This window comes from Kitasatospora sp. NPDC052868 (assembly GCF_044547105.1).
Taxonomy (GTDB): Bacteria; Actinomycetota; Actinomycetes; order Streptomycetales; family Streptomycetaceae; genus Kitasatospora.
In genome coordinates, this window is sequence record NZ_JBITZW010000015.1 from 1 (window position 1) to 26,020 (window position 26,020).

General features: G+C 71.9%; 28 protein-coding genes. 11 read left to right on the forward strand and 17 right to left on the reverse strand.

Features of this window, described 5'->3' with window-relative positions:
• Window positions 1-482: 482 nt before the first annotated feature.
• Window positions 483-1,766 carry a hypothetical protein gene (locus ACIGZJ_RS24195; RefSeq protein WP_396459179.1) on the forward strand — a complete coding sequence of 428 codons (1,284 nt, stop codon included), beginning with the start codon at window positions 483-485 and terminating at the stop codon, window positions 1,764-1,766.
• Between the two features lie 60 nt (window positions 1,767-1,826).
• Here the strand turns inward: ACIGZJ_RS24195 and ACIGZJ_RS24200 are convergent, their stop codons facing one another.
• The 6 genes from ACIGZJ_RS24200 to ACIGZJ_RS24225 all read right to left on the reverse strand — a co-directional run bounded on the left by ACIGZJ_RS24200 (window position 1,827) and on the right by ACIGZJ_RS24225 (window position 7,911).
• Entirely contained in the window at window positions 1,827-2,735 is a 909-nt protein-coding gene (locus tag ACIGZJ_RS24200) for an alpha/beta hydrolase (protein ID WP_396459180.1), read from the reverse strand.
• Window positions 2,732-3,865 (reverse strand): branched-chain amino acid ABC transporter permease, encoded by a 1,134-nt coding sequence (locus tag ACIGZJ_RS24205; RefSeq protein ID WP_396459292.1) that lies wholly within the window; start codon window positions 3,863-3,865, stop codon window positions 2,732-2,734. The genes ACIGZJ_RS24200 and ACIGZJ_RS24205 overlap by 4 nt, the downstream gene beginning before the upstream one ends.
• A gap of 125 nt (window positions 3,866-3,990) precedes the next feature.
• On the reverse strand, window positions 3,991-4,857 hold the full coding sequence (locus ACIGZJ_RS24210) for a branched-chain amino acid ABC transporter permease (RefSeq protein WP_396459181.1): 867 nt from the start codon (window positions 4,855-4,857) through the stop codon (window positions 3,991-3,993).
• Window positions 4,857-5,600, reverse strand: coding sequence for an ABC transporter ATP-binding protein (locus tag ACIGZJ_RS24215; protein ID WP_396459182.1), 744 nt, complete (start codon window positions 5,598-5,600; stop codon window positions 4,857-4,859). Before ACIGZJ_RS24215 ends, ACIGZJ_RS24210 begins: the two co-directional genes overlap by 1 nt.
• Window positions 5,601-5,701: 101 nt before the next feature.
• Window positions 5,702-6,499 (reverse strand): ABC transporter ATP-binding protein, encoded by a 798-nt coding sequence (locus tag ACIGZJ_RS24220; RefSeq protein ID WP_396459183.1) that lies wholly within the window; start codon window positions 6,497-6,499, stop codon window positions 5,702-5,704.
• Window positions 6,500-6,570: 71 nt separating this feature from the next.
• Window positions 6,571-7,911 carry a substrate-binding domain-containing protein gene (locus ACIGZJ_RS24225; RefSeq protein WP_396459184.1) on the reverse strand — a complete coding sequence of 447 codons (1,341 nt, stop codon included), beginning with the start codon at window positions 7,909-7,911 and terminating at the stop codon, window positions 6,571-6,573.
• 398 nt (window positions 7,912-8,309) lie between these two features.
• Here ACIGZJ_RS24225 and ACIGZJ_RS24230 point away from each other — a divergent pair, with 398 nt between their 5' ends.
• The 4 genes from ACIGZJ_RS24230 (at window position 8,310) to ACIGZJ_RS24245 (ending at window position 14,411) form a co-directional block, all read left to right on the forward strand.
• Window positions 8,310-9,071 carry a CoA transferase subunit A gene (locus ACIGZJ_RS24230; protein WP_396459185.1) on the forward strand — a complete coding sequence of 254 codons (762 nt, stop codon included), beginning with the start codon at window positions 8,310-8,312 and terminating at the stop codon, window positions 9,069-9,071.
• Between the two features lie 4 nt (window positions 9,072-9,075).
• The gene (locus tag ACIGZJ_RS24235; protein WP_396459186.1) at window positions 9,076-9,786 is read left to right on the forward strand and encodes a 3-oxoacid CoA-transferase subunit B; all 711 of its coding nucleotides are present in this window, start codon (window positions 9,076-9,078) and stop codon (window positions 9,784-9,786) included.
• Window positions 9,787-10,312: 526 nt separating this feature from the next.
• Entirely contained in the window at window positions 10,313-12,451 is a 2,139-nt protein-coding gene (locus ACIGZJ_RS24240) for a glycosyltransferase family 2 protein (protein ID WP_396459187.1), read from the forward strand.
• A 28-nt stretch (window positions 12,452-12,479) separates the two neighbouring features.
• Entirely contained in the window at window positions 12,480-14,411 is a 1,932-nt protein-coding gene (locus ACIGZJ_RS24245; RefSeq protein ID WP_396459188.1) for a galactose oxidase-like domain-containing protein, read from the forward strand.
• Window positions 14,412-14,474: 63 nt separating this feature from the next.
• On the opposite strand, the gene ACIGZJ_RS24250 is transcribed toward ACIGZJ_RS24245, so the two are convergent.
• The 4 genes from ACIGZJ_RS24250 to ACIGZJ_RS24265 all read right to left on the reverse strand — a co-directional run bounded on the left by ACIGZJ_RS24250 (window position 14,475) and on the right by ACIGZJ_RS24265 (window position 18,797).
• Complete coding sequence (locus ACIGZJ_RS24250; RefSeq protein ID WP_396459189.1) at window positions 14,475-15,428, reverse strand: glycoside hydrolase family 6 protein; 954 nt, start codon at window positions 15,426-15,428, stop codon at window positions 14,475-14,477.
• A gap of 352 nt (window positions 15,429-15,780) precedes the next feature.
• A complete protein-coding gene (locus ACIGZJ_RS24255) occupies window positions 15,781-16,458 on the reverse strand; it encodes a uracil-DNA glycosylase (RefSeq protein WP_396459293.1) in 678 nt (225 codons plus the stop codon).
• 170 nt (window positions 16,459-16,628) lie between these two features.
• On the reverse strand, window positions 16,629-17,891 hold the full coding sequence (locus tag ACIGZJ_RS24260; RefSeq protein WP_396459190.1) for a low temperature requirement protein A: 1,263 nt from the start codon (window positions 17,889-17,891) through the stop codon (window positions 16,629-16,631).
• A gap of 126 nt (window positions 17,892-18,017) precedes the next feature.
• Entirely contained in the window at window positions 18,018-18,797 is a 780-nt protein-coding gene (locus tag ACIGZJ_RS24265; protein WP_387946425.1) for an HAD-IIA family hydrolase, read from the reverse strand.
• 304 nt (window positions 18,798-19,101) lie between these two features.
• On the opposite strand from ACIGZJ_RS24265, the gene ACIGZJ_RS24270 reads away from it, so the two are divergent.
• Window positions 19,102-20,220 carry a Gfo/Idh/MocA family oxidoreductase gene (locus ACIGZJ_RS24270; RefSeq protein ID WP_396459191.1) on the forward strand — a complete coding sequence of 373 codons (1,119 nt, stop codon included), beginning with the start codon at window positions 19,102-19,104 and terminating at the stop codon, window positions 20,218-20,220.
• A 109-nt stretch (window positions 20,221-20,329) separates the two neighbouring features.
• On the opposite strand, the gene ACIGZJ_RS24275 is transcribed toward ACIGZJ_RS24270, so the two are convergent.
• Window positions 20,330-20,770, reverse strand: a complete 441-nt coding sequence (locus ACIGZJ_RS24275) for a nuclear transport factor 2 family protein (RefSeq protein WP_396459192.1) — start codon at window positions 20,768-20,770, stop codon at window positions 20,330-20,332.
• 121 nt (window positions 20,771-20,891) lie between these two features.
• Here ACIGZJ_RS24275 and ACIGZJ_RS24280 point away from each other — a divergent pair, with 121 nt between their 5' ends.
• A complete protein-coding gene (locus ACIGZJ_RS24280) occupies window positions 20,892-21,464 on the forward strand; it encodes a TetR/AcrR family transcriptional regulator (protein WP_396459193.1) in 573 nt (190 codons plus the stop codon).
• Window positions 21,465-21,521: 57 nt separating this feature from the next.
• Here the strand turns inward: ACIGZJ_RS24280 and ACIGZJ_RS24285 are convergent, their stop codons facing one another.
• Window positions 21,522-21,944 (reverse strand): type II toxin-antitoxin system VapC family toxin, encoded by a 423-nt coding sequence (locus ACIGZJ_RS24285; protein ID WP_392938904.1) that lies wholly within the window; start codon window positions 21,942-21,944, stop codon window positions 21,522-21,524.
• Window positions 21,937-22,221: a type II toxin-antitoxin system Phd/YefM family antitoxin gene (locus ACIGZJ_RS24290; RefSeq protein ID WP_396459194.1), complete on the reverse strand. Its 285-nt coding sequence runs from the start codon at window positions 22,219-22,221 to the stop codon at window positions 21,937-21,939. Before ACIGZJ_RS24290 ends, ACIGZJ_RS24285 begins: the two co-directional genes overlap by 8 nt.
• Window positions 22,222-22,496: 275 nt before the next feature.
• Here ACIGZJ_RS24290 and ACIGZJ_RS24295 point away from each other — a divergent pair, with 275 nt between their 5' ends.
• On the forward strand, window positions 22,497-22,790 hold the full coding sequence (locus ACIGZJ_RS24295) for a DUF6412 domain-containing protein (protein ID WP_392938897.1): 294 nt from the start codon (window positions 22,497-22,499) through the stop codon (window positions 22,788-22,790).
• A gap of 77 nt (window positions 22,791-22,867) precedes the next feature.
• A complete protein-coding gene (locus tag ACIGZJ_RS24300) occupies window positions 22,868-23,593 on the forward strand; it encodes a YidC/Oxa1 family membrane protein insertase (protein WP_396459195.1) in 726 nt (241 codons plus the stop codon).
• A gap of 113 nt (window positions 23,594-23,706) precedes the next feature.
• Here ACIGZJ_RS24300 and ACIGZJ_RS24305 read toward each other — a convergent pair whose 3' ends face one another.
• Genes ACIGZJ_RS24305 through ACIGZJ_RS24320 form a run of 4 tightly spaced genes read right to left on the reverse strand, consistent with a single transcriptional unit; the run spans window position 23,707 to window position 24,690 of the window.
• A complete protein-coding gene (locus ACIGZJ_RS24305) occupies window positions 23,707-23,832 on the reverse strand; it encodes a hypothetical protein (protein WP_396459196.1) in 126 nt (41 codons plus the stop codon).
• Window positions 23,817-24,086 (reverse strand): hypothetical protein, encoded by a 270-nt coding sequence (locus tag ACIGZJ_RS24310; RefSeq protein WP_396459197.1) that lies wholly within the window; start codon window positions 24,084-24,086, stop codon window positions 23,817-23,819. Before ACIGZJ_RS24310 ends, ACIGZJ_RS24305 begins: the two co-directional genes overlap by 16 nt.
• The gene (locus ACIGZJ_RS24315; RefSeq protein ID WP_396459198.1) at window positions 24,083-24,331 is read right to left on the reverse strand and encodes a hypothetical protein; all 249 of its coding nucleotides are present in this window, start codon (window positions 24,329-24,331) and stop codon (window positions 24,083-24,085) included. The genes ACIGZJ_RS24310 and ACIGZJ_RS24315 overlap by 4 nt, the downstream gene beginning before the upstream one ends.
• Window positions 24,328-24,690: an ATP-binding protein gene (locus ACIGZJ_RS24320; protein WP_396459199.1), complete on the reverse strand. Its 363-nt coding sequence runs from the start codon at window positions 24,688-24,690 to the stop codon at window positions 24,328-24,330. Before ACIGZJ_RS24320 ends, ACIGZJ_RS24315 begins: the two co-directional genes overlap by 4 nt.
• Window positions 24,691-24,997: 307 nt before the next feature.
• Between ACIGZJ_RS24320 and ACIGZJ_RS24325 the strand changes: the two genes are divergently transcribed.
• Window positions 24,998-25,810 carry a helix-turn-helix domain-containing protein gene (locus tag ACIGZJ_RS24325; protein WP_396459200.1) on the forward strand — a complete coding sequence of 271 codons (813 nt, stop codon included), beginning with the start codon at window positions 24,998-25,000 and terminating at the stop codon, window positions 25,808-25,810.
• A gap of 8 nt (window positions 25,811-25,818) precedes the next feature.
• A complete protein-coding gene (locus ACIGZJ_RS24330; protein WP_396459201.1) occupies window positions 25,819-26,004 on the forward strand; it encodes a DUF397 domain-containing protein in 186 nt (61 codons plus the stop codon).
• The last annotated feature ends 16 nt before the right edge of the window (window positions 26,005-26,020 follow it).

A 26,020-nucleotide genomic window follows, 5' to 3' on the forward strand; every position in this document is an offset into this window, starting at 1 on the left:
GCCACCCGCTACGAGAAGACCGCCACCGTCTTCCGGGCCGGACTCCACATCGCCGGCATCTTCATCTGGTCCGCCCGCTGATCCAAAAGAAAGACTCTAGGTGCCGCCCGGCCCTCACGGGTCGCCGCACACCCCACGCCGCCTCGGGCCCCACCGGCTCGGGGCGTCCCTGTTGCCGGGTCCGGCACGGCCCACGGCCCGGCACGGCCCACGGGCAACCGCGGCCACCCGGGCGGGGCGCGAAGTGCCGGCGGCGCAATGCCAGGCAGGAGCCCAGATCGTCACAGGACGGCAACAGATGGCCGCCCATCGCAGCCCAGGCCGGGCGCAGTGGCGTGATGACCATCAGTGGACCTTCGGCACCTTGGCGCCCCTGTGTCCGCGTGGAAGGCTAACGCCGGAGTATTCATCAATTTGCCCGATTTGACCGGTACGGCCCAATGGCCCCAAGGAGTACCCGGCCAGCGGCACCAGGGGAGACCATGACCAGCATCTCGCGCAGGACCATGCTCAGCGCCACCGCCGCCACCGCGGCTCTCGGTGCGGTCGCGGCCTGTTCCGGCGGCGGATCGAGTTCAGGGTCGAGTTCGTCCCCGACACCCGGCGGCAGCACCAGCGCCGGCGGTGCCGGGCAGACGGGGACGCCCGACCCGACGAAGAGCGGGGTCAAGGGGACGCCCATCGGGGACGGCTCCACCTCCGACACCGGACCGCAGCCGAACCAGCCGAAGGCGGAGAAGCTCAAGCCCGGCGAGCGGCCGCCGCAGTTCGTGGTGTTCTCCTGGGACGGCGCCGGCGGCACGGACGACGGCCAGTTCCCCCGCTTCCTGAAGCTGGCCCAGGAGCACAAGGCCTCGATGACCTTCTTCCTCTCGGGGATATACACCCTCCCCAAGGGCAAGTCCGACCTGTACCACCCGCCGAAGCACTCGGTCGGCGCCTCCGACATCCCGTACCTCTCGGACGGCGCGGTCAAGAGCACGCTCAAGCTCATCAGCCAGGCCTGGCTGTCCGGCCACGAGATAGGCACCCACTTCAACGGCCACTTCTGCTCGACCCGCTCGGACGGCAACGGCGTCAACAAGTGGTCCCCCGAGGACTGGGAGAGCGAGATAGAGCAGGCCGTCTCCTTCGTGACCCAGTGGCGGACCAACACCGGGTTCACCGACGTCGACCCGCTGCCCTTCGACTACAAGAAGGAGCTGATCGGCGGCCGCACCCCGTGCCTCGAAGGCCAGAAGGCCCTCCTGCCGACGGCGGCCAAGCTGGGGTGGCGGTACGACGCGAGCTCCCCCGGCGGTCAGCAGATATGGCCGCAGAAGGTGCAGGACGGCAAGATCTGGGACTTCCCGCTGCAGAGCATCCCGTTCCCCGGGCACACCTTCCAGGTGCTCTCGATGGACTACAACATCCTGGCCAACCAGTCGGCCGGCAGCACCAAGGGCGACCCGGCCAAGTACAACGACTGGCGCACCCAGGCCCGGGACGCCTACCTGGCCGGGTTCAACCGCGCCTACGAGACCAACCGCGCGCCGTTCTTCATCGGCAACCACTTCGAGCAGTGGAACGGCGGGATATACATGGACGCCGTCGAGGAGACGCTCAAGGCCGTCGCGGACAAGCCGGACGTCCGCCTGGTGTCCTTCCGGCAGCTGGTGGACTGGTTGGAGGCGCAGGACCAGTCCGCACTGCGCAAGCTGCGCTCGCTGAACGTCGGCCAGGCGCCGACCGGCGGGTGGGAGGGGTTCCTGGGGGCGGCCGGCTGACCGGCCACCCCGGCCAAGCGGGGCGGGGCGGGCCCTGTCGGCTGTCCGGGGCGGGCCCTGTCAGCCGGTGACGGGTCCTTCGCCGAGCAGGCCCCGCACCACCGCCCCGGCCCCGGCCCGGCTCCAGAGGATCGAGTAGTGGTTGGTGTCCGGCACGAGCGATGCCGTCACCACGCGGGCCGGGTCCAGGCCTGCGGCGGCGATCCGCTTGCCGTCGTAGAGGCCCTGCGGTTCGTCGAGCAGACCGCGTTCCGCCCACAGCAGCTCACCGGGGCACGGCAGCCGGTGCACGGCGGCACCCGCCTCCTGGTCCAGCAGGACCTGGGCCCCGTCGGTCCGGACGGCCTCCAGCACACAGGACGAGCGCAGCTCGGGCTCGGTGCCGACGAGGTCGCGCTGGGTGTAGGCGTCGATCTCGTCCGACCAGTCGGCACCGAAGGCCGGGTGCTGCTGCCAGAAGGCTCGATAGGCCTCCCGGTCCGGGAAGGTCATCGAGAGCCGCGCGAGCGCCGGTCCGAGCACGGCGGCCAGGGCGTCCTCCTCGCGGACGCCCTCCGGCCGGGGGAAGCCGACCCCGCCGTCGACCAGCACCACCCGGCTGACGAGCTCCGGGTGGCGAACCGCCGCGAGCGCCGTGATCCAGGCCCCCATGGAGTGGCCGGCGACGACGGTCGGGCCCAGGTCGAGCGCGGTGATCAGCTCGGCGACATCGTCCGCGTGCCGGGCCAGTCCGTACGGTCCCTCCACGTCGCGGCTGGCTCCGCGTCCGCGCAGATCGGGGGCGAGCAGGGTGGCGCGCCCGGCCAGCCTGCGAGCGACCTCGAACCAGGCGAGGCCGTTGGCGGTGATGCCGTGCACCGCCACGACGGTCGGGGCCCCGGGCACGGTGGCGGGCCAGCGGAGAACGGCCAGGTCCCCACCGGGAACGGGGACGGTCAGCAGCTCGGGGTGCGGCGACGGATTGCTCACGCGGGGCTACCTCCTGTGGGACGGGCGGGGTGGGAGCCGGCCCGGCCGCCGAGCCGGGCCGAACGGTTGGAGCGGGCGGCGCGAATCCGGGCGGGCAGCCTGGCCAGGCCCCCGGGCAGGAGGTAGACCACGGCGACGAAGAGGCCGCCCAGCAGGAAGAGCGGCTGCGAGAGCGGGACCCGCAGCACGGCGGGCAGGTCGGCGATGGCCGCGGAGTTGGCGAGGTCGCCGAGCCGGTGGCCGGCCCAGGTGTAGAGGACGCCGCCGAGCAGCGGCCCCCATCGGGTGCCCGAGCCGCCGAGCACGACCATGACCAGCAGCGAGAGCGTGGCATCGGAGGTGGCGGCCTGCGGTGTGGCACCACCGGTCAGCAGCAGGTAGACCACCCCGCCCACGGCGGCGAGCGCCCCGGCGAGGACGAAGGCGACCAGCTTGTAGCCGTAGGGCCGCAGTCCGAGCACCTCGACCCGGCGCTCGTTCTCCTTGATCCCCTCCCAGACCCGCCCGGTCGGCGAGCCGACGGCCCAGTGGACGGCGGCCACGGTGAGCACCAGGTAGGCGACGGCGATCCAGTAGAGGTTGGCGGTGTTCTCGATGCCGAGGAAGGCGGCGGGCAGCCGGTCGGCGGGCGCGGACCGGCCCTCCTCGCCACCGGTGATGCCGCCGGGGTTGCGCTGGACGAGGATCGAACCCGCCTGCGCGAAGGCCAGCGTGACCATGGAGAACCCGATACCGGTGACCCGGAGGCTGACCGAGCCCAGCAGCAGGGCCAGCACGACGGCACAGGCGACACCGAAGAGGGCCGCCGCGACGAAGGGGAGCCGGAGCTCCAGCATGGCGAGGTTGGTGGCGTAGAGACCGGTCGCGAAGTAGAGCGCGTGGCCGAAGGAGAGCAGTCCGGTCCGGCCGAGCAGGAGGTCGTAGCCGGTGGCAAGGGCCCCGTAGAGCAGGCACAGGGCGATGAGTTGGAGGCTTCCGGGGCTGCCGAGCGGGCCGTCGAGCAGTCCCGGGACGGGAAGCGCACTATAGGGGGCGACAAGGAGCACGATCAGCAGGGCGATCGGCCACCAGCGTAGCGCTCGGTGGATCGGTGTCGAGCGCTCAGTGAATGATTCACCTGTTCGAGGGATGGTGCGGGCCTTGTCCGCTCGTCCAGAATGGTCCTCGGCAGGGCTGGCGACAGTCCCCCCTGCCGAAGTGGCAGCGGTGTGGTCGGCCGCGGTGCCACCGGTGCCCGCGGTCGAGGTGTTGGTGCTCACGCGAGCCTCCCGGTGAGTCCGCGGGGTCGTACGAGAAGCAGTACGGCCAGGAGCACGACGACCGAGAGGTCGCCGAGCCCCGCAGCGGTGTAGTAGTTGGCGAACTGCTGGACGAGGCCCACACCCACCGAGGCCACCGCGGCTCCGGTGACGGAGCCCATGCCACCCATCACGACGACGACGAACGCGAAGATGAGCAGCCCGGTCCCCTGGCCGGGGTTGACCGAACCGAAGTAGAGGCCGCCGAGGGCTCCGCCGAGCGCGGCGGCCGCCCCACCGATGGCGAAGACGAGCGTGAACGCCTTGCGCACATCGATGCCGAGCGCGGTGACCATGGCCCGGTCCTCGACGCCGGCCCGGACGATCAGCCCGTAGCGGGTACGGGCGAGGAACAACCGAAGAGCGAGCAGGAGCAGCGCGGCCGCCCCCACGAGGACGAAGCGGTTGACCGGGACGGTCGCACCGAGCACGTGCCAGGTGCCGGAGAGCAGCGCCGGCTGGGGGTAGGGCCGGGCGTCCGCGCCCCAGATGCCCATCAGGAGGGCGGGCACGGCCAGCCCGACGCCGACGGTGGCAAGGATCTGGTCGCGTGGGCGGCTGTAGAGCGGCCGGATCAGGAAGAGCTCCAGCAGGACGGCGGCGGCCGTCCCGACCAGCGTGCCGAACGGCAGGGCGAGCCAGAAGGCGAGGCCGGCTTCCGTACCGGCCCACCAGGTGGCATAGGCGCCGATGGAGAGCAGGGCGCCGTGCGCGAAGTTGAGCACGTCCATCAGACCGAAGATCAGCGAGAGACCGGAGGCGACGAGGAAGTACAGGGCACCCAGCCCAAGTCCGGTACAGGCAAGGAGGACAACGGTGTCCATCAGGGGTTCACCTCCGCGGTGACAGCAGGAGCGGCCGGGGGCCGGCCGACCGTCGAGGGGCCTGCGGCCGGTCGGTGGCTGCCGACACCCAGCAGGCGGCGGGCGGCCTCCTCATCGGCCAGCAGTTCGGCGGTGCCGCCCTGGTGGGCGGTACGGCCGTCGGCCAGAACGGCACAGCTGCCGGCCAGGCGGCGGACGAGGGCGAGGTTCTGCTCGACCAGGAGAACGGGCACGGCCTCGGCCGCTCGCGCCAGCACGTCGGCCACCTCGGCGACGATCTTCGGCGCCAGGCCCTTGGTGGGTTCGTCGGCGATGATCAGCCGGTTTCGGTTCAGCAGGGTCCGGCCGATCGCCACCATCTGCTGCTGGCCGCCGGAGAGCGTTCCGGCCAACTGGCCCGCGCGCTGCTTGAGTTCGGGGAACAGTTCGTGAACGAGGTGGTAGGCGGGTTCGCCGGCGCGATCCCGCTCGGCGAGGCGGAGGTTCTCGGCCACGGTCAGGCCGGCGAAGATCCCCCGGTCCTCCGGGGCGTATCCGATGCCCTGGCGGGCCACCAGATGCGTTGGCAGGGAGGAGAGTTCCACACCGGAGAAGAGGATGCCGCCGGTACGCGGGACCAGGCCCATGATGGCCTTGACGGTGGTGGTCTTGCCTGCGCCGTTGCGGCCGAGCAGGGCGGTGACCCCGGTCGGCGCCACGTCGAGGTCGACCCCGTGAAGGATGTGCAGCCCGTCGACGACCACCCGGAGATCACGGACGGAGAGGAGGGGCCCGCCAGGTGGGGCGGGAGGCGCGGAGGACGGGACCGGTGCTGCGGCAGAGGGAGGGAGAAGAGGGGAGTCGCTCACAACGCCTCGCCCAGGTAGGCCTGCTGGACGGTGGCATCGGCCATGACGGCCTCCGGCGTGTCCAGCGCGAGCAGGGTGCCGTGGTGCATCACGGCAAGGCGGTCGGCCAGGCCGAGCAGGACGTCCATATGGTGCTCCACCATCAGTACGGTGCGGCCGAGGTCGCGGTGCACGGAGCGGATCAGTGCGGTGAGGGCCGGCACCTCCTCCGCACTGACACCGGCCATCGGTTCGTCCAGCAGGATGAGCCGCGGGTCGGATACCAGGAGGACGGCGAGTTCGAGCTTGCGCTTCTCACCATGGGAGAGGGAGCTCGCCAAGGCGTCCGCCCGGTGGCCGAGTTCGGTGCGTTCCAGGGTGTCGGCCACCTGGCCCGCGTAACGGTCGGCGCGGCGCCAGAACCGGTACGAGGCACGCGGCCCGGCGGCGGCCTGGGCCGCCAGGCGCACATGGTCGGCCACGGTCATGCCCGGCCAGAGGGAGGAGGTCTGAAAGGTGCGGCCGAGCCCGCGGCGCGCTCTGGCGTGCACCGCTTCGGCGGTGATGTCGGTGCCGTCGAGTTCCAGACTGCCGCGGCTCGCCGGGTAGATCCCCGAGATCAGGTTGAAGAGGGAGGTCTTGCCTGCACCGTTGGGGCCGATGAAGGCGATGAACTCGCCCTCGTCCACCGAGAGCGAGACGTCCTCGACGATCGGCACTCCGCGGACGGACCATCCGAGGTCGCGCAGTCGCAGTACCGGAGCACCCCCGGTGGGCGCTGCGGCGGAGGCGGCAGAGGATGCCCCGGTGGACACCGCAACGGACGGGTCGGCGGGTGGGGCGGCGCCTTTCGCGGCGGACGAGGAGACGGGACCGGCCACCCGGATCAGCCCGCCATCGGGGTGACCGGGGGCGCCACGTCGTCCGCGGCCAGCGTCCGCTCGACCGAGGGCTTGGCCGCCGCGCCGGTGCCCGTCAGCCGGACCTGGAACATCGGCTGGAGCAGGGCGTGGTCCTCGGCCCGAACCGTGGTCTTCCCCTTCACACCGTCGAAGCTCCAGCCCTCCAGCGCCTTGACCAGCGCCGAAGTGTCGTCGGCGGAGCCGTGGTTGGCCTCGATGGCGTGCACGATCATCTGGGCGGCGGTGAACCCGTCCGGGGTGAAGATGTCCGCCTTGCCGCCGGCGGCGGTGACGGCCTCCTCCATGGCCTTCTCCACCGGGGTGCCGGCGGCTCCGCCGAAGTAGTGGTTCAGGAAGGAGATCTTCTCGCCGGCCGCACCGAACAGCGGGTAGGACGCGGCGAGGTCGAGCCCGGTGACGACCTTGGTCTCGGCGAAGACGTCCTGCTGGTTCAGGGCCGTCCACAGGGCCGAGGAGCTGTCGCCGGCCCAGGCGACGAACAACAGGTCGGGCTTGGCCGACTTGGCCTGCGTCGCGAACGGGGTCAGGTCGGTGGCGCTCGGCGGGGCTAGCACCGCGTCGACCGTGGCGCCCTGGGTGCCGAGCACGGCCTTGACCGCGGCGACGTTGGCCTGCCCGAAGGCGTTGTCCTGGGCCAGCACGGTGACCTTCCGCCCCTTGGCGTCGCCGACGAACGAGGCCGCGGCCCTGATGTCCTGGTAGGACTGGCGGCCGGAGCGGAAGGTGTACTTGTTGAGTCCGGTGACCTTGTCGGCGGCGGCCGGACCGCTGATGAAGAGCACCTTGTTCTGGGCGGCGATCGGACCGACCTGAAGGGCCACACCCGAGGCGGTGGAGCCGGCCAGGATCTTGTGGCCCTTGCCGATCAGGTCCTTGGCGGCCGACACCGCCTTGGCCGGGTCACCGGCGTCGTCCTGCTCCTCGAACTCGATCGCGTGCCCGTCGACCGCCCCGGTGCCCTTGGTCGCATAGCTGAGACCGGCCTTGAACCCGTCCAGGTACTGCTTGCCGTACGCGGCGAGCGGCCCGGTCTTGGAATACACCACGCCGACCTTGACCGGGCTCTTGGAGCCGCTGCCACCATCGGCTGAGGAGGTGCCGGCGGTGCCGGCCTTGGCGCAGCCGGCGGCGAGCAGGACGCAGGCCGCGAGGGCGGCGAACCGGCGCCCCGGGCCGCGGCGTGCCCCGGACGGTCCCGCGGCCGCCAGGCTCCCGGCCGCCGGACTCCCGGGCGTCGAGAGCAGTGCCGACGCCGGTACCGCGGTCTCGGAGGCGGTCGTGGGGTGGGCTGTCGAGCTGCGCATGGCGACCGACTCCTGAGGGTGCTGTGGGGGTGGATGCCGGAACCGTAGGTGGGGGGCGCGGGCTGCGACATGTGCCCGGACGATGCATCAGCCCGGACCGCTGTGGGCCCGACCGCCATATTCACGGGTCGGCGCCGCGGTCTCGGCCGCTGGATGTGGGTGGTCGCCATGCGTCCGCGCCCGTGCGTGTCGGTGTGCGCCATGGCAGGAGCTCCCCGTCCTCGGTGACGGTGGTGGGGTGCGTCGGGCGGCCACCCCCGCTCCACACACCCGCCCCTCCCCTCGCTCCCGCCGGGCCACTCCCGCCCGGCCACTCCCGCCCGGCCACTTCCCCCGCGCCACTCCCCGGCTCAATCCCCCCTGCCCACTCCCACCACTCCCCCTCATGAGGTGACCCTTTGGACAAGGTCCTGGACTCCCCTGCCGACGCGGTCGGGGACATCCCCGACGGTGCGGTGCTGGCCGTCGGGGGCTTCGGCCTCTGCGGCATCCCCAGCACCCTGATCGGCGCGCTGGCGGCGACGGACGCCACCGGCCTGCGCGTGGTCTCCAACAACTGCGGGGTGGACGACTGGGGGCTGGGCCTGCTGCTGCGGGCCGGCCGGATCGCGCGGATGACCTCCTCCTACGTCGGCGAGAACAAGGAGTTCGCCCGGCAGTACCTCTCCGGCGAGCTGGAGGTGGAGCTGACCCCGCAGGGCACGCTGGCCGAGCGGCTGCGGGCCAGCGGGGCCGGCATCCCCGCGTTCTTCACCCCGGCCGGGGTCGGAACGCAGGTCGAGGAGGGCGGGCTGCCCTGGCGGTACGCGCCGGACGGTTCGGTGGCCCTGGCCTCGCCGCCCAAGGAGGTCCGGGAGTTCGGCGGCCGCCGGTACCTGCTGGAGGAGGCCATCACCGCCGACTTCGCGCTGGTCCGGGCGGAGGTGGCGGACCGGCACGGCAACTGCGTGTTCCACGCCGCGGCGCGCAACTTCAACCCGCTCTGCGCGACGGCCGGCCGGGTCACCGTCGTGGAGGCGGACCGGATCGTCGAGCCGGGCGAGCTCGGCCCCGACGCCGTCCACCTCCCCGGCGTGTACGTCGACCGCGTGGTCGCCGCCGATCCCGAGGACCGTCGCATCGAGCGCCGGACCGTCCGCCCCGCGAGCCAGGAGATCTGAGCCGATGCCCCCCGCAACCACCCCGGCCACTTCGCCCTCCCCAACCACCCCGGCCCCGATCACCTCAGCCACCACGGCGCCGCTCGACCCGCGGAACGCGCTCGCCGCCCGGGCCGCCCGTGAACTGCGCGACGGCCAGTACGTCAACCTGGGCATCGGGCTGCCCACGCTGATCCCCGGCCACCTCCCCCCGGGGGTCCAGGTGGTGCTGCACTCGGAGAACGGCATCCTCGGCGTCGGGCCGTACCCGGCGGAGGGCACCGAGCACCCCGATCTGATCAACGCCGGGAAGGAGACCGTGACCGTTGCCGCCGGGGCCTCCTACTTCGACTCGGCGTTCTCCTTCGGCATGGTCCGGTCGGGCCGGATCGACGTCTCGGTGCTCGGCGCGATGCAGGTCTCGGCCGCCGGGGACCTCGCCAACTGGATGATCCCGGGGAAGATGGTCAAGGGCATGGGCGGTGCCATGGATCTCGTCCACGGCGCCCGGCGGCTGATCGTCGTCATGGAGCACACCGCGAAGGACGGGACCCCGAAGATCGTCGAGGAGCTCTCACTTCCCGCGACCGGCCGCGGGGTGGTCAACCGGATCGTCACCGACCTGGCGGTCATCGACGTCACACCGGACGGGCTCCGCCTGGTGGAAACCGCCCCGGGCGTGGGGTTGGAGGACGTTCGGGCGGCAACCGGGCCGGCCCTGCTGCCCGCGGGCTGAGTCGGCCGGCCGGAGCCAGGCGGCTCAGCAGACGGACGGAGGTCGGATCGCCCACGCGGCGGTCCGACCTTCGCCCGTTTATTCGAACAGGCGTGGATGGCGGTCGCACACGCCATCCACCGGCATCAACGGGGGCTCGTTTGGCCGGGATCCGTCATTTCTTCAAGCCGGGGCAATGATCATTTTTCAGATCGGTTGCGCTCGCACAGGGGCTCCGGGAGAGTTGAGGAGATCGGGAATCCCGAACGCCTGGAGGGGAGTTCGGGGCGTGGCCGGGGCCTCGCATCCAATCTGTCGATACGATCCCCGCAAAACAATCGATCGTACACGTTTTAATGCTTGACGACTTGGACCGCCTGGGAGCCGCCCGGAAATCACGGGGCTCACCGGGCGGTGTTCTGCTTCACACGCATGACTCCGGGGGGAACGGCCAGGCCCAGCACCGCAGCAGTGGACTGCCACACCTCCCGATCGGAACACGCACGGACGGGTCGGCCCGCGCGGTCGACCACGGGGGGAGCCACACGTGAGCAAGCTGTTCTCTCGACCGACGGCCTCCGCAGCCTCGGTCCGGCAGGCATCCTTCGATGCCGAACCCATCGACGACGAACCCGACTCCGGCCAACCGGTCGACACAGCGGTCGACTCCCGGTCCGCCCCGGACCCCCCGTACGACTACGCCCACTTCAGCCGCCTCGCCGGACCGCCGACCACCCCGGACCCCGAGCCCGAGCCCACCCGCACCGGCACCCGCACCGGCACCGGCACCCCCGCAGACTACGAACCCCGGACCGAAGCCGCCCCGCAGCCCTACCGCGTCCGGTACCGCAGCCTGCTGCGCCGCGAACCGCACCGGGTCAGGGCGGCGCTGCTCCTGCTGGCCGCCCCGGCGGTCGAGACGGTCCTGCTCGTCTGGCTGCTGCTCCCCGAACACTGGCCGGTCCGACCGGGCGAGACCCATGAGTGGCTGCTGGTCTCCGACAGGGTGATGATCGGGATCATCGCCGTGGTCGAGGCGTTCCGGCTGGTCAACGTCGTCTCCAACGCCCACGCCACGCTGGTCGCCCGGGATCCCGTCCCGGTCGTGCCCGAGGCGGGCACCAGGGTCGCGTTCCTCACCAGCTGCGTGCCGGGCAAGGAGCCGCCCGAGATGGTGCGCGCCACCCTCGCCGCCGCGCTCGCCGTCCGGCACGACGGCCCGTACGACGTCTGGCTGCTCGACGAGGGAAACGATCCCGCGATGCGCGCGCTCTGCACCGAGCTGGGCGTGCGGCACTTCAGCCGGCTCGGGGTTCGGCCGTGGAACCAGCCCAAGGGTCGGTTTCGCGCCAAGACCAAGCACGGCAACTACAACAGCTGGCTCCAGGCCTACGGCACGGTCTACGACTTCTGGGTCTCGGTCGACACCGACCACGTCCCGCTGCCCGAGTTCTGTGAGCGGATGCTCGGCTACTTCCGCGACCCGGACGTGGCGTTCGTGGTCGGCCCGCAGGTGTACGGCAACTACCGAAGCTCGGGTTCGGCGGTCACCAAGTTCTCGGAGAGCCAGCAGTTCCTCTTCCACGCGCTGATCCAGCGGGCGGGCAACCGCTACGGCGCACCGATGTTCGTCGGCACCAACAACGCCGTGCGGCTCAGCGCGCTGCGGTCGATCGGCGGACTGTCCGACTCGATCACCGAGGACATGGCGACCGGGCTGGAGTTCCACCGCCGCCGCAATCCGGACACCGGCGAGCACTGGAAGTCCGTCTACACCCCGGACGTGCTGGCGGTCGGCGAGGGCCCGTCGTCCTGGACGGACTTCTTCTCGCAGCAGCTGCGCTGGAGCCGGGGCACGTACGAGACCATCCTCACCCAGTACTGGCGGGCGGCCTGGCGGCTGACGCCCGGCCGGCTGCTCAACTACACCCTGATGATCTGCTTCTACCCGATGGCGGCGCTGACCTGGCTGCTCGGCGGGGTGTCCAGCGTGCTCTACCTGGGTTTCGGGGCCTCGGGCGTCCATGTCTCGTCCGAGATCTGGATGATGCTGTACAGCGACGCGGCGGCCCTCCAGGTGCTGCTCTACACCTGGAACCGCAAGCACAACGTGAGCCCGCACGAGCCGGCCGGCTCGTCGGGGGTGGCGGGCATGGTGATGTCGGCGCTCTGCGGACCGATCTATGCAGCATCGTTTCTGCAAGCAGCCCTTAGGCTGCGCAGCCGCTTCGTGGTGACCCCCAAGGGGGAGTCGGCCAGCCGCGACCGGTTGGGCACCTTCCGTATCCACCTGTTCTGGGTGCTGGTCTTCGGCGGCGCGCTGGCCGCCTCCTTCTTCACCGGCCACGACCACGTCGCCATGCGCACCTGGGCCGGCGTGGCACTGCTCTTCAGCCTGCTGCCGATGCTCGTGCTGGCCGCCGACGCGGTCCGCCACCGAGGCCGCCACCCGGCCCCCACCCCCGCCACGACGCCCGCCACGACACCCGCCACGACACCCGTGCGTGCCCAAGCCGCACCAGCGCAGCCGTCGCCCGCCCGAGTCCCGTCCGCCCGGGTCCCGCCTCCACGCGTCCCGCCCGCCCGGGCCGCACCGACGCGGGCCGCACCCGCCCAGCCCGGATCGACCCAATCCGGACCGTCCCAACCCGCACCCGCCCCGGCCGCACCGACCACCGCACGCTGAACCCGCACCGCGAGGGGGACGGACCACCGTGAAGATCCGCAACGCCGGCCGCGCCAGGCGCTTCGCGCTCGGCAGCACCGTCGCACTGACCGTGGCCGGGATGAACGCACCGGCCGTCCTCGGCTTCGCCGGCGAGCAGTACCACCAGTACGCGATCAACCGCCCCGACTACAAGGCGGAGTACGGGCACTGGCAGACCGTCACCCTCCCCGCCGAGTTCCGGATCAACGCCGTCCACGCCACCCTGCTGCGCACCGGGAAGATCCTGATCATCGCCGGCTCCGGCAACGACCAGAAGAGCTTCGACGCGGGCACCTTCAAGAGCCTGCTCTGGGATCCGGCCGAGAACACCTACAAGCAGGTCCCGACCCCGGCCGACATGTTCTGCGGCGGCCACGGCTCCCTGCCCGACGGCCGGGTCCTGGTGGCCGGCGGCACGCTGCGCTACGAGGCGCTCGACGGCGCCGTGAAGAAGGCGGCCGGCACCATGCGGGTGCGCAACGAGAACCCGGAGGCGGCCAGGACCTTCCCCAAGGGCACGGTGTTCACCGCCCCGAACGGCCGGGCGTACGCGTCCACCGCCGAGGTGACCGTCCCCGCCGCGGTGAAGACGGGCGGCGGCGACCGGACCGTCGTCACCGCCGGTGAGCAGCACGTCTTCGTGGAGGCCGTGGCCCCCGGCGCCGACTCCGTGTACGGCTCGCCCGCCCAGTACACGATCAAGGGCCTGACCGGCGCCGACGCCCGCAACCTCTACGGCATGAGCGAGCACCTGACCCTGGAGAAGCAGGACTTCCAGGGCATCCGTTCCGCCTTCGAGTTCAACCCGGACACCGAACTGTACGAGCAGGTCACCGACATGGCGTACGCCCGCTGGTACCCGACGCTCACCGGGCTCGGCGACGGCCGGGTGGTCACCGTCTCCGGCCTGGACGACACCGGGCAGATCCTCAGCGGCAACGACAACGAGATCTACGACCCCGCGAGCAGGACCTGGTCCAAGGCGCCCGACCGCTACTTCCCGACCTACCCGTCGATCTTCCTGACCGCCTCCGGCCGGCTCTTCTACTCCGGCTCCAACGCGGGCTACGGCCCGGCGGACAAGGGCCGCGAACCGGGGCTCTGGGATCTGAGGGACAACAGCTTCCAGCCGGTCCCCGGCCTGCGCGACCCCTCGCTCACCGAGACCTCGTCCTCGGTGCTGCTGCCGCCCGCGCAGGCGCAGAAGGTGATGGTCCTCGGCGGCGGGGGCGTCGGGGAGTCCCCGCTGTCCACCGCCCGCACGGACATCGCCGACCTCTCCGCCGCGAAGCCCGCCTTCACCCCGGGACCGGACCTGCCGGCCGGCGGCACCCGCTACCTCAACAGCGTGATCATGCCGGACGACAGCGTGTTCACCACCGGCGGTTCCGGCGACTACCGGGGCAAGCACCGCAGCGACCTGCTGAAGGCGCAGTTCTACCACCCGGACACCAACCGGTTCAGCACCGCCGCCGAGCCCGCCGTCGGGCGGGACTACCACTCCGAGGCCCTGCTGCTACCGGACGGCCGGGTGGTCGTCCTCGGCTCCAACCCGCTCTTCGCGGACAAGGCCGACTCCGAGCCGGCCGCGTTCGAGCAGCGCGTCGAGATCTACACCCCGCCGTACCTCTTCCACGGCGAGCGCCCGCAGGTGACCGGGGCCCCGGACGGTGCGAAGCTCGGCGGCAGCATCGCGGTGAGCACGCCGAAGCCCGAGAGCATCGCCACCGCCAAGCTGATCCGGCCGAGTTCGGTCACCCATGCGACGGACGTCGAGCAGCGCTCGGTGGCTCTGGACGTCACCGGGCGCTCGGACGGCGGTGTCTCGCTCACCCTGCCCGCCAACCCCGACCTGCTGCCGCCCGGCTGGTACATGCTGTTCGTGACGGACGGCGCCGGCACGCCGTCGGTGGCCCGCTGGATCAAGGTGACGGCGTGAGGCCGAGAGGGCGGCGCGAGGCGGGGAGGGGAGGAGCGGAGCGAGGACCAGCGCCGAACGCGGTCAGGCCCGCACCAGCCCCAGCGCGTACGGCAGCCAGAACTCGCCCGCCCGCGGCTCACCACGGCCGCACTCGCCGTCCGACTCCCCCGGGTTCTTGATCCAGAGGTAGGCGTCGACGCCGGGGCGGCCGGTGTTGGCGGTGGGCGGCGCCCCGAGCTTGCGCCCGGGCGGGTTGCACCAGGCGTCACCGCTCAGCGGGCCGTTGCCGTTGCGGCTGGTGTCGATGACGAAGGGCTTGCCGCCCAGGGCCGCGGACAGTTCGGCGCCGTACGCCGCGTTGCGCTCGGTGCTGTAGAAGTTGGCGACGTTGACGGCGAACCCGTCCGCCACGGCGATCCCGGACTTGCGCAGCGCGTCGGCCATCTCCGAAGGGTCCTGCGCCCAGCCGGGGTTGCCCGCGTCCAGGTACACCCGCACCTGGGGGCTCTTCTTGAACTCCTGGACGGCGAAGGCCAGCAGCCCGTACCGCTCGGCGGCGGCCGTGCCCTTGACCCCGCAGGTGTCCAGCGTGTGCGCGATGGCGTCCGGTTCCAGGACCACCCAGGCCTTGCGGTCGCCCAGTGCCTGCACCAGGCCGGTGATCCAGGCGCGGTAGGCGGCGGCATCGGCCGCACCGCCCGCCGAGTACAGGCCGCAGTCACGGTGCGGGATGCTGTAGGCGACGAAGACCGGCGTCCGGCCCACGGCGGCGGCCCGGCGGCTCACCTGCTCGACGATGCCCTTGGCCGCCATGTCCCCGAGCCACTGCGACGAGGGCTGGGCGGCTATCCCGAGCAGGGCGTCGGCCTCCGCGGACCGGCCCTGGCCGCGCAGGGTGACCAACTGCTGGGCGGCGGAGGTCTGGTCGGAGACGTAGAAGGTCTGGCCGGGGAGCTGGGCCAGGCCCGGGCCCGCCGTAGCGCCACCGCCCGTGGCACCGCCGGCCGGCACACCCGGTGCCGTGGAGGCGGGCACTCCCGGCGAATTGCCGCCCCGGTCCGGCCCGCCGCCGTCGGCCGGTCCGCCGCCGCACCCCGTGATGCCTGCCGTCAGCCCCAGCAGAGCCGCTCCCGCAGCCAGCCGGAAACCCATTCCTCGCCTCACCCGGCGCACGTGCCGCCCCTCCCAGACCCGGTCCGGTGACCTGATCGGGCACCAGCTTCGCACACCGGGTACAGGCCACCCGTGACGGGCACCGGCCGCCAAACGACGCACCCGAGCTGCACACGAGCAGCACGGGGGCGTCGACCACGGGCGCCGGGCAGCGGCGGGGGCAAAGGCGATGTGCCGCCCCCGCCGCCCGCCCGCGCCGGAGCGCCGCGCGCCGTCAGCCCTGCTTGAGGTCCGGCACCCGCCAGTCCATCGGCTCGCCGCCGAAGCCGTCCAGGGCCTCGTTGATCTGCGAGAACGGGCGGCTGCCGAAGAACAGCTTGGCCGACAGCGGCGACGGGTGCGCCCCCTGCACCACCACGTGCCGGGAGGTGTCGATCAGCGGCAGCTTCTTCTTGGCGTAGTTGCCCCACAGCACGAAGACCACCGGCTCCTCGCGCTCGCTCACCGCCTTGATCACGGCGTCGGTGAACTTCTCCCAGCCCTTGGCCTTGTGCGAGTTGGCCTCGTGCGCGCGCACCGTGAGCACCGCGTTGAGCAGCAGCACGCCCTGCTCGGCCCAGTGCATCAGGTAGCCGTTGTCAGGGGCGGGGATGCCGAGGTCGGCGTCCAGCTCCTTGAAGATGTTGCGCAGCGACGGCGGGGTCTTGGTGCCCGGCAGCACGGAGAAGCTCATGCCGTGGGCCTGGCCGTCGTCGTGGTACGGGTCCTGGCCGAGGACGAGCACCCGGACCTTTTCGTACGGGGTGGCCTCCAGGGCGGAGAACTCCTGCCCGCTCGGCGGGAACACCTGGTGCTGGGCACGCTCGCCCGCCACGAAGGCCGCCAGCTCGGCGAAGTAGGGCTTCTCCGTCTCGGCGCCCAGCACCGCACGCCAGGACTCGGGCAGCTCCAGCCCGGCGTCCGCCCCCGCTCCGGCCTCGCCCACGCCTGCCTCGCCCACGCCCGCCTCGACCGTGTCCGTCACGACATCAACCTCCCACCGGGCGGCGGCTCACCACGCACCGCCCCGACCTCCGGCGCACCGCGGCCCATGCCCCGTACGCCCTCTTTTCACCCCGAACGCTACACAGCCCCACTGACAGCAGCCGTCTCGGCGGCACCGGCCGTCCGGGACGCCCGCTCCACCTGCACGTGCTCGACCACGTTCAGCACCACCAGGAGGACCGCCAGCGTCACCAGCGCGACGATCGCCGGCAGGTGCACCATCACCGGCACCAGCGCCAGCACCACCGCAGCGGCGACGACCCTGGTGGTCGACACCGCGCGGAACATCATCCACCGGGTGTAGCCGAAGGTCAGCAGGTACAGCCCGCAGCCCCCGTACAGCAGCCCGACCGGGCCCGCGCCGAGCGCCTCCCGGGGGTCGTCCACCGTCTCCCCGAAGCCCACCGCGACCGCGATCACCCCGGCCACCAGCGCCAGGTGCCCGTACTGGAACACCCGGCGGATCACGTCCCGGCGGGAGTCCGCGACGGTGACGGCATGGCGCATGGCGTCCGCCGCGTAGACGAAGTACTGCCACCAGAGCCCGCCGGAGATGGTGAACGCCGCCGCCACGGCGACGAGTTCGACCGCGTCCAGCCGGGCCGAGGCGGCGGTGGCGCCGATCCCGACGATCGACTCGCCGAGCGCCACCAGCAGGAACAGCGCGAACCGCTCCGGCATGTGCGCCGGGTGGTAGGCGACCTTGGCCAGCCGGTTGCGGAACAGCACCGGCGCCGACAGGTCGCAGAGCGCGGCCAGCGCCCAGAGCACCGTCCTCAGCCCCTCCGGCAGCAGCCCGCCCGCGAACAGCAACGGCCCGCTGACCAGCACGCCCATCCCGTACGGGCCGCGCCAGACCCCGGGGATGCGGATCAGCAGCACCAGCAGCACGATCCGGGCCGCCCAGTACGCGGCGCCGAGCAGCACCCCCCGGCCGCCGAACGCGCCGGGTACGGCCAGCGCCATGAACAGGCCGGCCAGGCCGACGGCGAGGATGCCGATGCGGTCCCGCGCGGTGTCCACGTCCCGGATGTTGGCCTGCACGGTGGTGCCGACCCAGCACCAGTAGACCGGCACGAACACCACCAGGGCCTGGGCCACGCCCGCCCAGTCGTAGTGGTGGTGCAGCAGGCCGGAGACCTGCGTGATCGCGAAGACGAAGACCAGGTCGAAGTAGAGCTCGGCCCAGGTGACCCGCTTCTCCTCCTGCACGGCCTGCCCCGCGCCCGCTGCCGCCGGGCCGCCGTCGCCCGGTCCGTCGCCCGGCCCCTTCCCCAGGCCGCCGTCGCCCGGCCCCTTCCTCAGGCCGTCCCCCGGGCTCTCCACCGTCGGAGTACTCATCTCATCCGCCCCCTCTGCGATGAGTGCGGCCCGCCCCGATGGGCGCGGCCGACCGTCGTGCGCGCAGCACACGGGCCCCGCCCCGGCCGTCGGCCAGGGGCGGAGCCCGGAACAGCTGTGCGAAGGCTAGACCAGGTCGACCAGGTCCGCGATCGAGTTGACCACCCGGGTCGGCCGGTACGGGAACCGCTCCACGTCGGCGGCCGCGGTGAGGCCGGTGAGGACCAGGATGGTCTCCATACCGGCCTCCATGCCCGCCACGATGTCGGTGTCCATCCGGTCGCCGATCATCACGGCGGTCTCCGAGTGGGCGCCGGCGGTGTTCAGCGCCTCACGCATCATCAGCGGGTTGGGCTTGCCGACGAAGTACGGCTCGACGCCCGTCGCCTTGGTGATCAGCGCCGCGACCGAACCGGTGGCCGGCAGCACGCCCTCGGTGGAGGGGCCGGTCTCGTCGGGGTTGGTGCAGATGAACCTGGCGCCCTGGTTGATCAGGCGGATCGCCTTGGTGAGCGCCTCGAAGCTGTAGGTGCGGGTCTCACCGAGGACCACGTAGTCCGGGTTGTTGTCCGTCAGCACGTACCCGGCCTGGTACAGCGCGGTCGTCAGACCGGCCTCGCCGATCACGTACGCGGTGCCGCCGGGGCGCTGGCCCTTGAGGAACTTCGCGGTGGCGAGGGCGGAGGTCCAGATGCACTCCTCCGGCACCTCCAGGCCCATGCCGGCCAGCCGGGCGCTGAGGTCGCGGGGGGTGTAGATCGAGTTGTTGGTCAGCACCAGGAACGGCTTGCCGGACTCCCGCAGCCGGCGCAGGAACTCCTCCGCGCCGGGGATCGGCGTGCCCTCGTGGATGAGGACGCCGTCCATGTCGGTCAGCCAGGACTCGATGGGCTTGCGGTCTGCCACGTGCGTGTCTCCCGAAGTATTGCGATGTCTTGCGATGGTCGTACGAAACTGCGGCGCACCGCCGTCACCGCTGCGCCTCCCACCGGCCGGCCCCTCCTCGGGACACCGGACCGCCGGGGGTACCACTGGCTGCCCCAACGGGCACAGCCTAATCCGCACACCTGGCCGACGGCAGTACGTCCCGCCCACCGGAACCACCGCCCCCGGGCACCGGGAACGCGGGCCTGACGGACCACCGCAGCGGTCCCGTCCCGGAACGCATCGAAACCAGGGCCAATCGGGCACCGCGTGATTGAGTAGGCGCATGAGCCCCTCGACGCGCCCCCCGCTCCGCCCGTCCAGCGCCTCCAGCCCGTCAGACCCGTCCGGTCCCTTCCGTGTCGGGCTGATCGGCTACGGGCTGGCCGGCTCCGCCTTCCACGCCCCGCTGATCGCCACCACCCCGGGGCTCCGGCTGGACGCGGTGGTGACCGCCAACCCCGACCGCCGCGCCCAGCTCCGGCGGGAGCACCCCGGCGCCCGCGCCGTCGACACCCCCGAGCAGCTGCTCGCCGGGGCGGACACCCTCGACCTGGTCGTCGTCGCCTCCCCCAACCGCACCCACGTCCCGCTCGCCCGGGCCGCGCTGGCCGCCGGGCTGGCCACCGTCGTCGACAAGCCGCTGGCCGCCACCGCCGCCGCGGCGCTCGACCTGTGCCGGTTCGCCGAGTCGCAGGGCACGCTGCTCTCCGTCTTCCAGAACCGCCGCTGGGACGGCGACTTCCTGACCGTCCAGCGGCTGGTCCGCGAGGGCGCGCTCGGCCGGGTGCACCGCTTCGAGTCCCGCTTCGAGCGGTTCCGACCCAAGCCCAAGGCGGGCTGGCGCGAGCTGGCCGACCCGGCCGAGGTCGGCGGGACCCTCTACGACCTGGGCAGCCACCTGGTGGACCAGGCGCTCACCCTGTTCGGACCGGTCGACACGGTGTACGCCGAGATCGACGTCCGCCGGGACGGCGCGGTGGTCGACGACGACGCCTTCCTCGCCCTCACCCACGCGTCCGGCGTCCGATCCCACCTGTGGACCAGCGCCATCACCCCGCTCGTCGGCCCCCGGTTGCGGGTGCTCGGCGACGCCGCCGGGTACGTCAAGTCCGGCATGGACCCGCAGGAGGGCGACCTCCGGGCCGGCCACCGCCCCGGCGGCGCCCACCCGTGGGGCGCCGACCAGCCCGCGCACTACGGCACGCTCGGCACCGACGAGTCCGCCACCCCCGTCCCCACCGACCCGGGCGACTACCCCGCCTACTACGCGGGCATCGCCGCCGCCCTGGCCGCTCCGGGCACCCCGCCCCCGGTCGACCCGCGGGAGGCCGCCGCCACCCTCGCCGTCCTGGAGGCCGCCCACGCCTCGGCGGCCACGGGGACGGCCGTCCGGCTCGACTGACGGCTGTTTGCAAAGTTCCGCCGGCTCCGGCGGGACTTTGCCAACACCGCTGCAAGCGGCCGCGGGCCGGGGCCCCGGTGGGAGTCCCGGCCCGCGGCCCGCGCCGGTGCTACCTGCCGTCCAGCGCCGCCACCAGCTGCGGCAGGCCGCCGCCGGCCACGGCGAGGGCCAGGTGGTCGTGGTAGTCCCGGCTGCTGACGATCAGGCCGTCGCGGACCCGCAGCACCTGGATGTTGGCGGCCTCGAAGTCCTGCCCGGTCACCCGGTGGTGCACCTGGTAGGTCCACTCGGCGACGATCACCTCCGGGTCGCCGGTCTCCCGGATCACCACGTCCGTCGCGGTCAGCTCCATGGGCATATGAGCGGCGACCTCCGCGAACCGCGCCGCGAGCACGGCCCGCCCCTCGAACCGGCGCGGCCCGACCGGCTCGAACACGGTCTCCACCACGGCGTCCTCGGCGTAGAGCTCGGCCAACTCGCAGAAGCGCCCCGCGGTGATGCCGTCGAGCAGTTTTCGGAAGACCTCGCGCGGTGACAGCGTCTCGGACATGATCAACCCCCAGCCGGACCGGCCGCTAGAATCGGACTAGCGACTCAGGTTATCGACGATACGGACTGACGACTCCGGTTGTCCAGTGCGGCTCTGCCATTGGCAGGGAAGGGTGGGAGGGATGAGCGGCGCCCAGGAACGCCCCCTGCGGGCGGACGCGGCCCGTAACCGGGCCAGGCTGCTGGACGTCGCCACGGAGGTGTTCACCACCCGCGGCGTCGGCGTGCCGACCGAGGAGATCGCCCGGGCCGCCGGGGTCGGGGTCGGCACGCTCTTCCGGCACTTCCCGACCAAGGAGGCGCTGCTGGAGGCGGTGATGGTGCGCAGACTGGAGGCGATCGCCGCCCAGACCGCGCGGCTGACCGCCGAGTCCGAGCCCGCCGAGGCCTTCTTCGACTGCTTCCGCCTGGTGATCGACCAGTCCGCGGGCAAGAACGAGTTCGCCCAGGCGCTCGCCGCGGCGGGAGTGGACGCGCACGCGGCCCTTCAGGAGTCCAGCGCGGTGATCCGGACACAACTGGCCGAGCTGCTGACCGGGGCCCAACAGGCCGGGGCGGTCCGCGCGGAGCTGGGCCTGCCGGAGCTGATCGCCCTGCTGGTCGGCACCACCACGGCGATGGAGCAGCTCGGAGCCGACCCGGCCGCCCGGCAGCGGATCTTCGAAGTGGTCTTCGACGGGCTGCGCCCGCGCTGAACCGCGCTGTGCCGGTGCCGCGCCGGCGAAGGCACCCGCCGCCCACGGGCCCGGCCGTCAGATCCCGATGACCTCGACGGCCGCGCCCAGCCCGCGGAAGTCCGCCACGTTGCGCGTGTACAGCGGCAACCCGTGGGCGGAGGCGACGGCCGCGATCATCAGGTCGATCCGGCGCGGGCGCGGCTGGCGCCCGGCGGCGATGGTCAGGGTGACCAGCGTGCCGTACCGGGAGGCGGCGGCCGCGTCGAACGGCAGCGGATCGAAGTCCGCCATCGCCGCCCCGAGCACCTCCAGCCGCGCCGCCCGGCTGACCGGGTCCCGCGCCATCGAGACGCCCTGCTGCAGCTCGGCGAAGGTGATCGCGGTCAGCTCGGGCACGGCCGGCAGGTCGGCCGGGCTGAGCAGCGCCAGGTCGATGTAGACACAGGTGTCCAGCACCCCGGCCGGCCGCCGCCGGGGCGCCCGCCGGCGCTCAGCCACGCCGCCGCTCGAACGGGTCGTCGCCCTCGTCCCCCACCAGCTCCTCGGGCCCGAAGTACTCCTCGGCCTCCTTGCGCATCTGCTGGTAGTCGACCCGCGGCAGCTTCACGTGCCGGGCCACCAGCTCCTCCGCACTCAACCGCCGCCGACCCGCGACCGGCCGCAGCTCCGCGACCTCGACCCCGTTCCTGGTGATGTGGAAGGTCTCCCCCGCCTCGACCGCATCCATCACCGAGGCGGAGTTGTTCCGGAACTCCCGCTGGGTAATCGTCTTCATCCCTCCAAGGTAGCCCCGCGTAGCCCCGGTGGCTACGGCACGGGCATCGGCAATCGCCCTACGCCCGGAAGGACCGTGCGTTAACGTCCGACCATCGACCCGGCACAGGAGGGGGCTCTGGAGGGTGCACGCCGTGAACACCCCCTGACCCGGGAACCCGCGGGGACGTACCATCGTCCTCAGTGTCTGACGCGAGAAGCGTCGAAGCGTCGAAGCGTCGAAGCGTCGAAGTGCCCGGATGCCCGGTGACCGGAGAAGTGAGGAGGGCGGGACGCGTGAGTGTGATCGCGATGCTGCTCGGACTGCTCCGGGTGCTGAGTGGGGAGCTGCTGACCGAGGGTGGGACGCTCACCTCGGTCGCGGCCACGGCAGCCGTGGTGCTGCTGGCCGGGGCGGTGGCGGGGACGCTGGCCGGGGCGCGGCTGTTGGGCGCGCGGGCGCCGGCGTCGGTACGGGCCGGGGTGCTGCGGCGCCGGGCCCTGCACACGGCCTTCCTTCCGCAGCGTGATCCGGACGCCCGGGGCAAACGACGCCCCAGGGCACCCGGTGCGGCCCCGGCGGCCGCGTAACCCCCCGAGCTCCACCGTTCGCGGCCGTCCTCCGTCTCGTACTCGTTTTCCTGAGACCCCGGAGGGCTCGCTTCACCATGTCCGTCTTCTCGCTGCTCGACCCGGCCGTCGGCCTGGCCCACGATGTCGTCTCCGCCCTCGCGCAGGTCCTGCCGACCGCGCTCGCGATCGTCCTGTTCACCGTCTGCGTCCGACTCGCCCTGCACCCGCTGGCCCGGGCGGCGGCGCGCGGTGAGAAGGCCCGCGCCCGGCTGGCGCCGCACATCGCGGAGCTGAACCGCAAGCACAAGGGCAAGCCGGAGAAGCTCCAGGCGGCGCTCGCCGAGCTGTACAAGAAGGAGAAGGCCTCGCCGTTCGCGGGCTGCCTCCCGATGCTGGTGCAGATTCCGTTCTTCTCGGTGATGTACCGCCTGTTCACCACCCCGAACGACCTGCTCGGCCACACCGTGTTCGGGGTCCCGCTCGGTCTGCACGTCGGCGGCGCGCACGGCGCCGGACAGCTGGTGGTGTTCGGCCTCCTGTACGCGGCCCTGGCCGCCGTCGGCTACGTCGGATTCCGCCGGGCCCGCAAGGCGGCCGCGGCCCAGGCCGCCACCCAGGCCGCGCTGCCGGCCGGTAAGCAGGCCACCCCGCAGCCGGGTCTGGGCCTGCTGCCGTACCTGTCCTTCGGCACGGTGCTGTTCGCCGCGCTGGTGCCGCTGGCCGCCGGGATCTACCTGGTGACCACCACCACCTGGTCGGCGGCCGAGCGTGCCTGGCTCCACCGCGGCACCGCGCCGGTGCCGCAGGTGGCGCTGATCTGACCCCCGGCACCGCGTGGTCGGCGCGGCCGCACGGCGGCCGCCCCAAGACTGCACAGGAAGTCGGCCTGCCCGACTTCCTGTGCAGCGCCCCCGAGGCACCGGGCCTGGTTCGGTCAGTCGCGTATGCCGACGGAGTCGGCACCGGGGGTGGCGGTGCGGTGGTGGAGGGCCTCCGTCCGGTCCTGGCAGAGGGCGCCGAGGAGGGCGGCCAGGATGTTGAGGATCAGTAGTCCGAGCACGGCGGCCTCGGCGCGGTGAGGAGCGGCCTTCCACAGCGCCAGCCGAGCTGCCAGGCCAGCCCGTGCATGAGGTCCTCGCCCTGCTCGCGGGTGAGGCGGAAGACGAGCTGCTCGTCCGGGTCCGCGCCGACGGGCTCGTCCACGGCCAGGCGGACCTGCACGGCGCAGTCCGGGGAGGGCTCGACAGCCAGGTAGGGGACAGTGGTGGTGCCCGCGTGGACGGCGGCCGTCACCAGGTGGATCACGTTGCTCACGAGGAACCCATCGCCTGCTTGTAGTGCCGCAGGAGGGCGAGGAGGTTGATGACGGTGCTGGTCGGACCGTTGCCGAAGGAGACCAGCACCCGGCCGTCGACGACGCTGTGGGTGGTGACGGAGGGCAGCAGGATGCCGAACTCCTTGCCGAGGGATCGCAGTTCGGTGATCATCTCGGCCACCTGGCGCTCGGCGAGCAGGCGGATCCCGGGGTCGGCCGGCTCGACCGGCTGAAGGGCGCTCACGCGGCGCAGTCCAGCTCGAACCAGATGTCCTTGCCGCGCTTGCGGGGCTCGGCGCCCCAACGGTGCGTGAAGCCCTCCACCAACTGGAGGCCCCGCCCGGACTCGGCGAGGTCGGCGGGGATCCGCTGCTCGGGGAGCTCGGAGCTCTCGTCGGAGACGGAGACCCGCAGCGTGCCGCCGAGGATGACGACCAGGACCACCGGGGAGGCCGTCCGGCCGTGCCGCCAGGCGTTGACGATCAGCTCGGCGAGGGCGAGTTCGGCGCCGAAGATGGCGTCGGAGTCCCACCCGCCACGCGTCATGGCGTCGTGCAGAGCCTGCCGGGCGAGGGCGAGGGAAGGGGTGTTGAGGTTACACACGGGGAATCTCCCTGCGGTGTAGAGGGGGCACACCGGTGAGGGTGTCGCCGTGAGCAAGCCCGTCGCGGAGCTGGGAGGACCGCATGCGGGTGCTCTTCGGTGCCCGGGCAGCCGGTACCAACTGCCGAGGTATTGGACGTTACTGACTACCCGTCCGGTGATCGGTGCATCACAGACTGTAGAGCAGAGGGTGGCACATTTACCAGCCAGTCGATAGAATATGTGTCGTCCAGCTGGCTGGACTGCCCCAGCTGTCGAGGTGGATGCTTAGGGGATGCCACCTACCCCAACCGTCCGCCGCAGGCGGGTGGGCATCGAGCTGCGAAAAATGCGAGATGCCGCCGGCCGAACGGCAGGAGAGGCCGCTGCCGTCCTCGGCGTGGACCGAAGCAAGATCACACTGATCGAGCAGGGCACCTACCCGATTACGGCCGAGCGTGTGATTGCACTCGCCAGCGAGTACGAAGAGGGCAGCTCCGAGTACATCGACACGCTGGCCAGCATGGCTGCGGACAGAACCAAGGGGTGGTGGGAGGAGCACCGGGGGCTGGTCCCTGCCGGGATACTCGATATCTCAGAGGTGGAGCACTACTCTCACGGCCTCATGACCTACCAGATCTGCCACGTGCCAGGTCTGATGCAGACCGAGGACACGGCGCGAGAGATATTCCGTGAGGTCTATCCGCCTCTTCGGCCGCTGAACATCGAGGCTAGGGTCGAGAATCGGCTGCGCCGATCGCAACTTCTCACTCAAAGCAAGCCAATCGAGTATGAGGCGATCGTGCATGAAGCCGCTCTGCGAATGGAGTTCGGAGGGCCTACCACGGCCCGCATGCAGCTCAAGCACCTACTTACGCTGTCCGATCTGCCCAACGTAACGGTACGCGTGCTGGAGTTCCGGGCCGGAGGCTTCAAAGGCGCAGGCCAAGCGGTCATGTATGCGCGCGGTCCCGTACCCCGCCTGGATACCGTTCAACTTGATACCGTAGGATCGCCCGCATTTCTTACCGAGGTGAACCAGCTAGACAACTACCGGAACATCATCGGGGCGATGCGAGACCGCGCCCTCGGACCCGCTGAGTCGCGCGACCTCATCTCAAGCATCGTGAACAACGTGTGAGGGGACTCATGGAAGAGCTCGCTTGGCGGAAGCCCGGTGCGTGTGGCGATGGAAACAACTGCGCAGAGGTGGCTGTCACCCATGACGCCGTCTATGTCCGAAGCAGCCTCCGCCCCTCCGCCATCGCCCAACTGACCACCGACGAATGGCGCGACCTCCTCTCCGGCATCCGCAACGGTGAGTTCGACGTCTGACCGGCAACGCGCGAAG

Coding starts and splice junctions, on each gene's coding strand:
- ACIGZJ_RS24280 (WP_396459193.1), top strand. CDS start 20,892: ATGAGCGGCGCCCAGGAACGCCCCCTGCGGGCGGACGCGGCCCGTAAC.
- ACIGZJ_RS24225 (WP_396459184.1), bottom strand. CDS start 7,911: ATGCGCAGCTCGACAGCCCACCCCACGACCGCCTCCGAGACCGCGGTA.
- ACIGZJ_RS24210 (WP_396459181.1), bottom strand. CDS start 4,857: ATGGACACCGTTGTCCTCCTTGCCTGTACCGGACTTGGGCTGGGTGCC.
- ACIGZJ_RS24290 (WP_396459194.1), bottom strand. CDS start 22,221: ATGAAGACGATTACCCAGCGGGAGTTCCGGAACAACTCCGCCTCGGTG.
- ACIGZJ_RS24300 (WP_396459195.1), top strand. CDS start 22,868: ATGTCCGTCTTCTCGCTGCTCGACCCGGCCGTCGGCCTGGCCCACGAT.
- ACIGZJ_RS24275 (WP_396459192.1), bottom strand. CDS start 20,770: ATGTCCGAGACGCTGTCACCGCGCGAGGTCTTCCGAAAACTGCTCGAC.
- ACIGZJ_RS24195 (WP_396459179.1), top strand. CDS start 483: ATGACCAGCATCTCGCGCAGGACCATGCTCAGCGCCACCGCCGCCACC.
- ACIGZJ_RS24270 (WP_396459191.1), top strand. CDS start 19,102: ATGAGCCCCTCGACGCGCCCCCCGCTCCGCCCGTCCAGCGCCTCCAGC.
- ACIGZJ_RS24330 (WP_396459201.1), top strand. CDS start 25,819: ATGGAAGAGCTCGCTTGGCGGAAGCCCGGTGCGTGTGGCGATGGAAAC.
- ACIGZJ_RS24235 (WP_396459186.1), top strand. CDS start 9,076: ATGCCCCCCGCAACCACCCCGGCCACTTCGCCCTCCCCAACCACCCCG.
- ACIGZJ_RS24260 (WP_396459190.1), bottom strand. CDS start 17,891: ATGAGTACTCCGACGGTGGAGAGCCCGGGGGACGGCCTGAGGAAGGGG.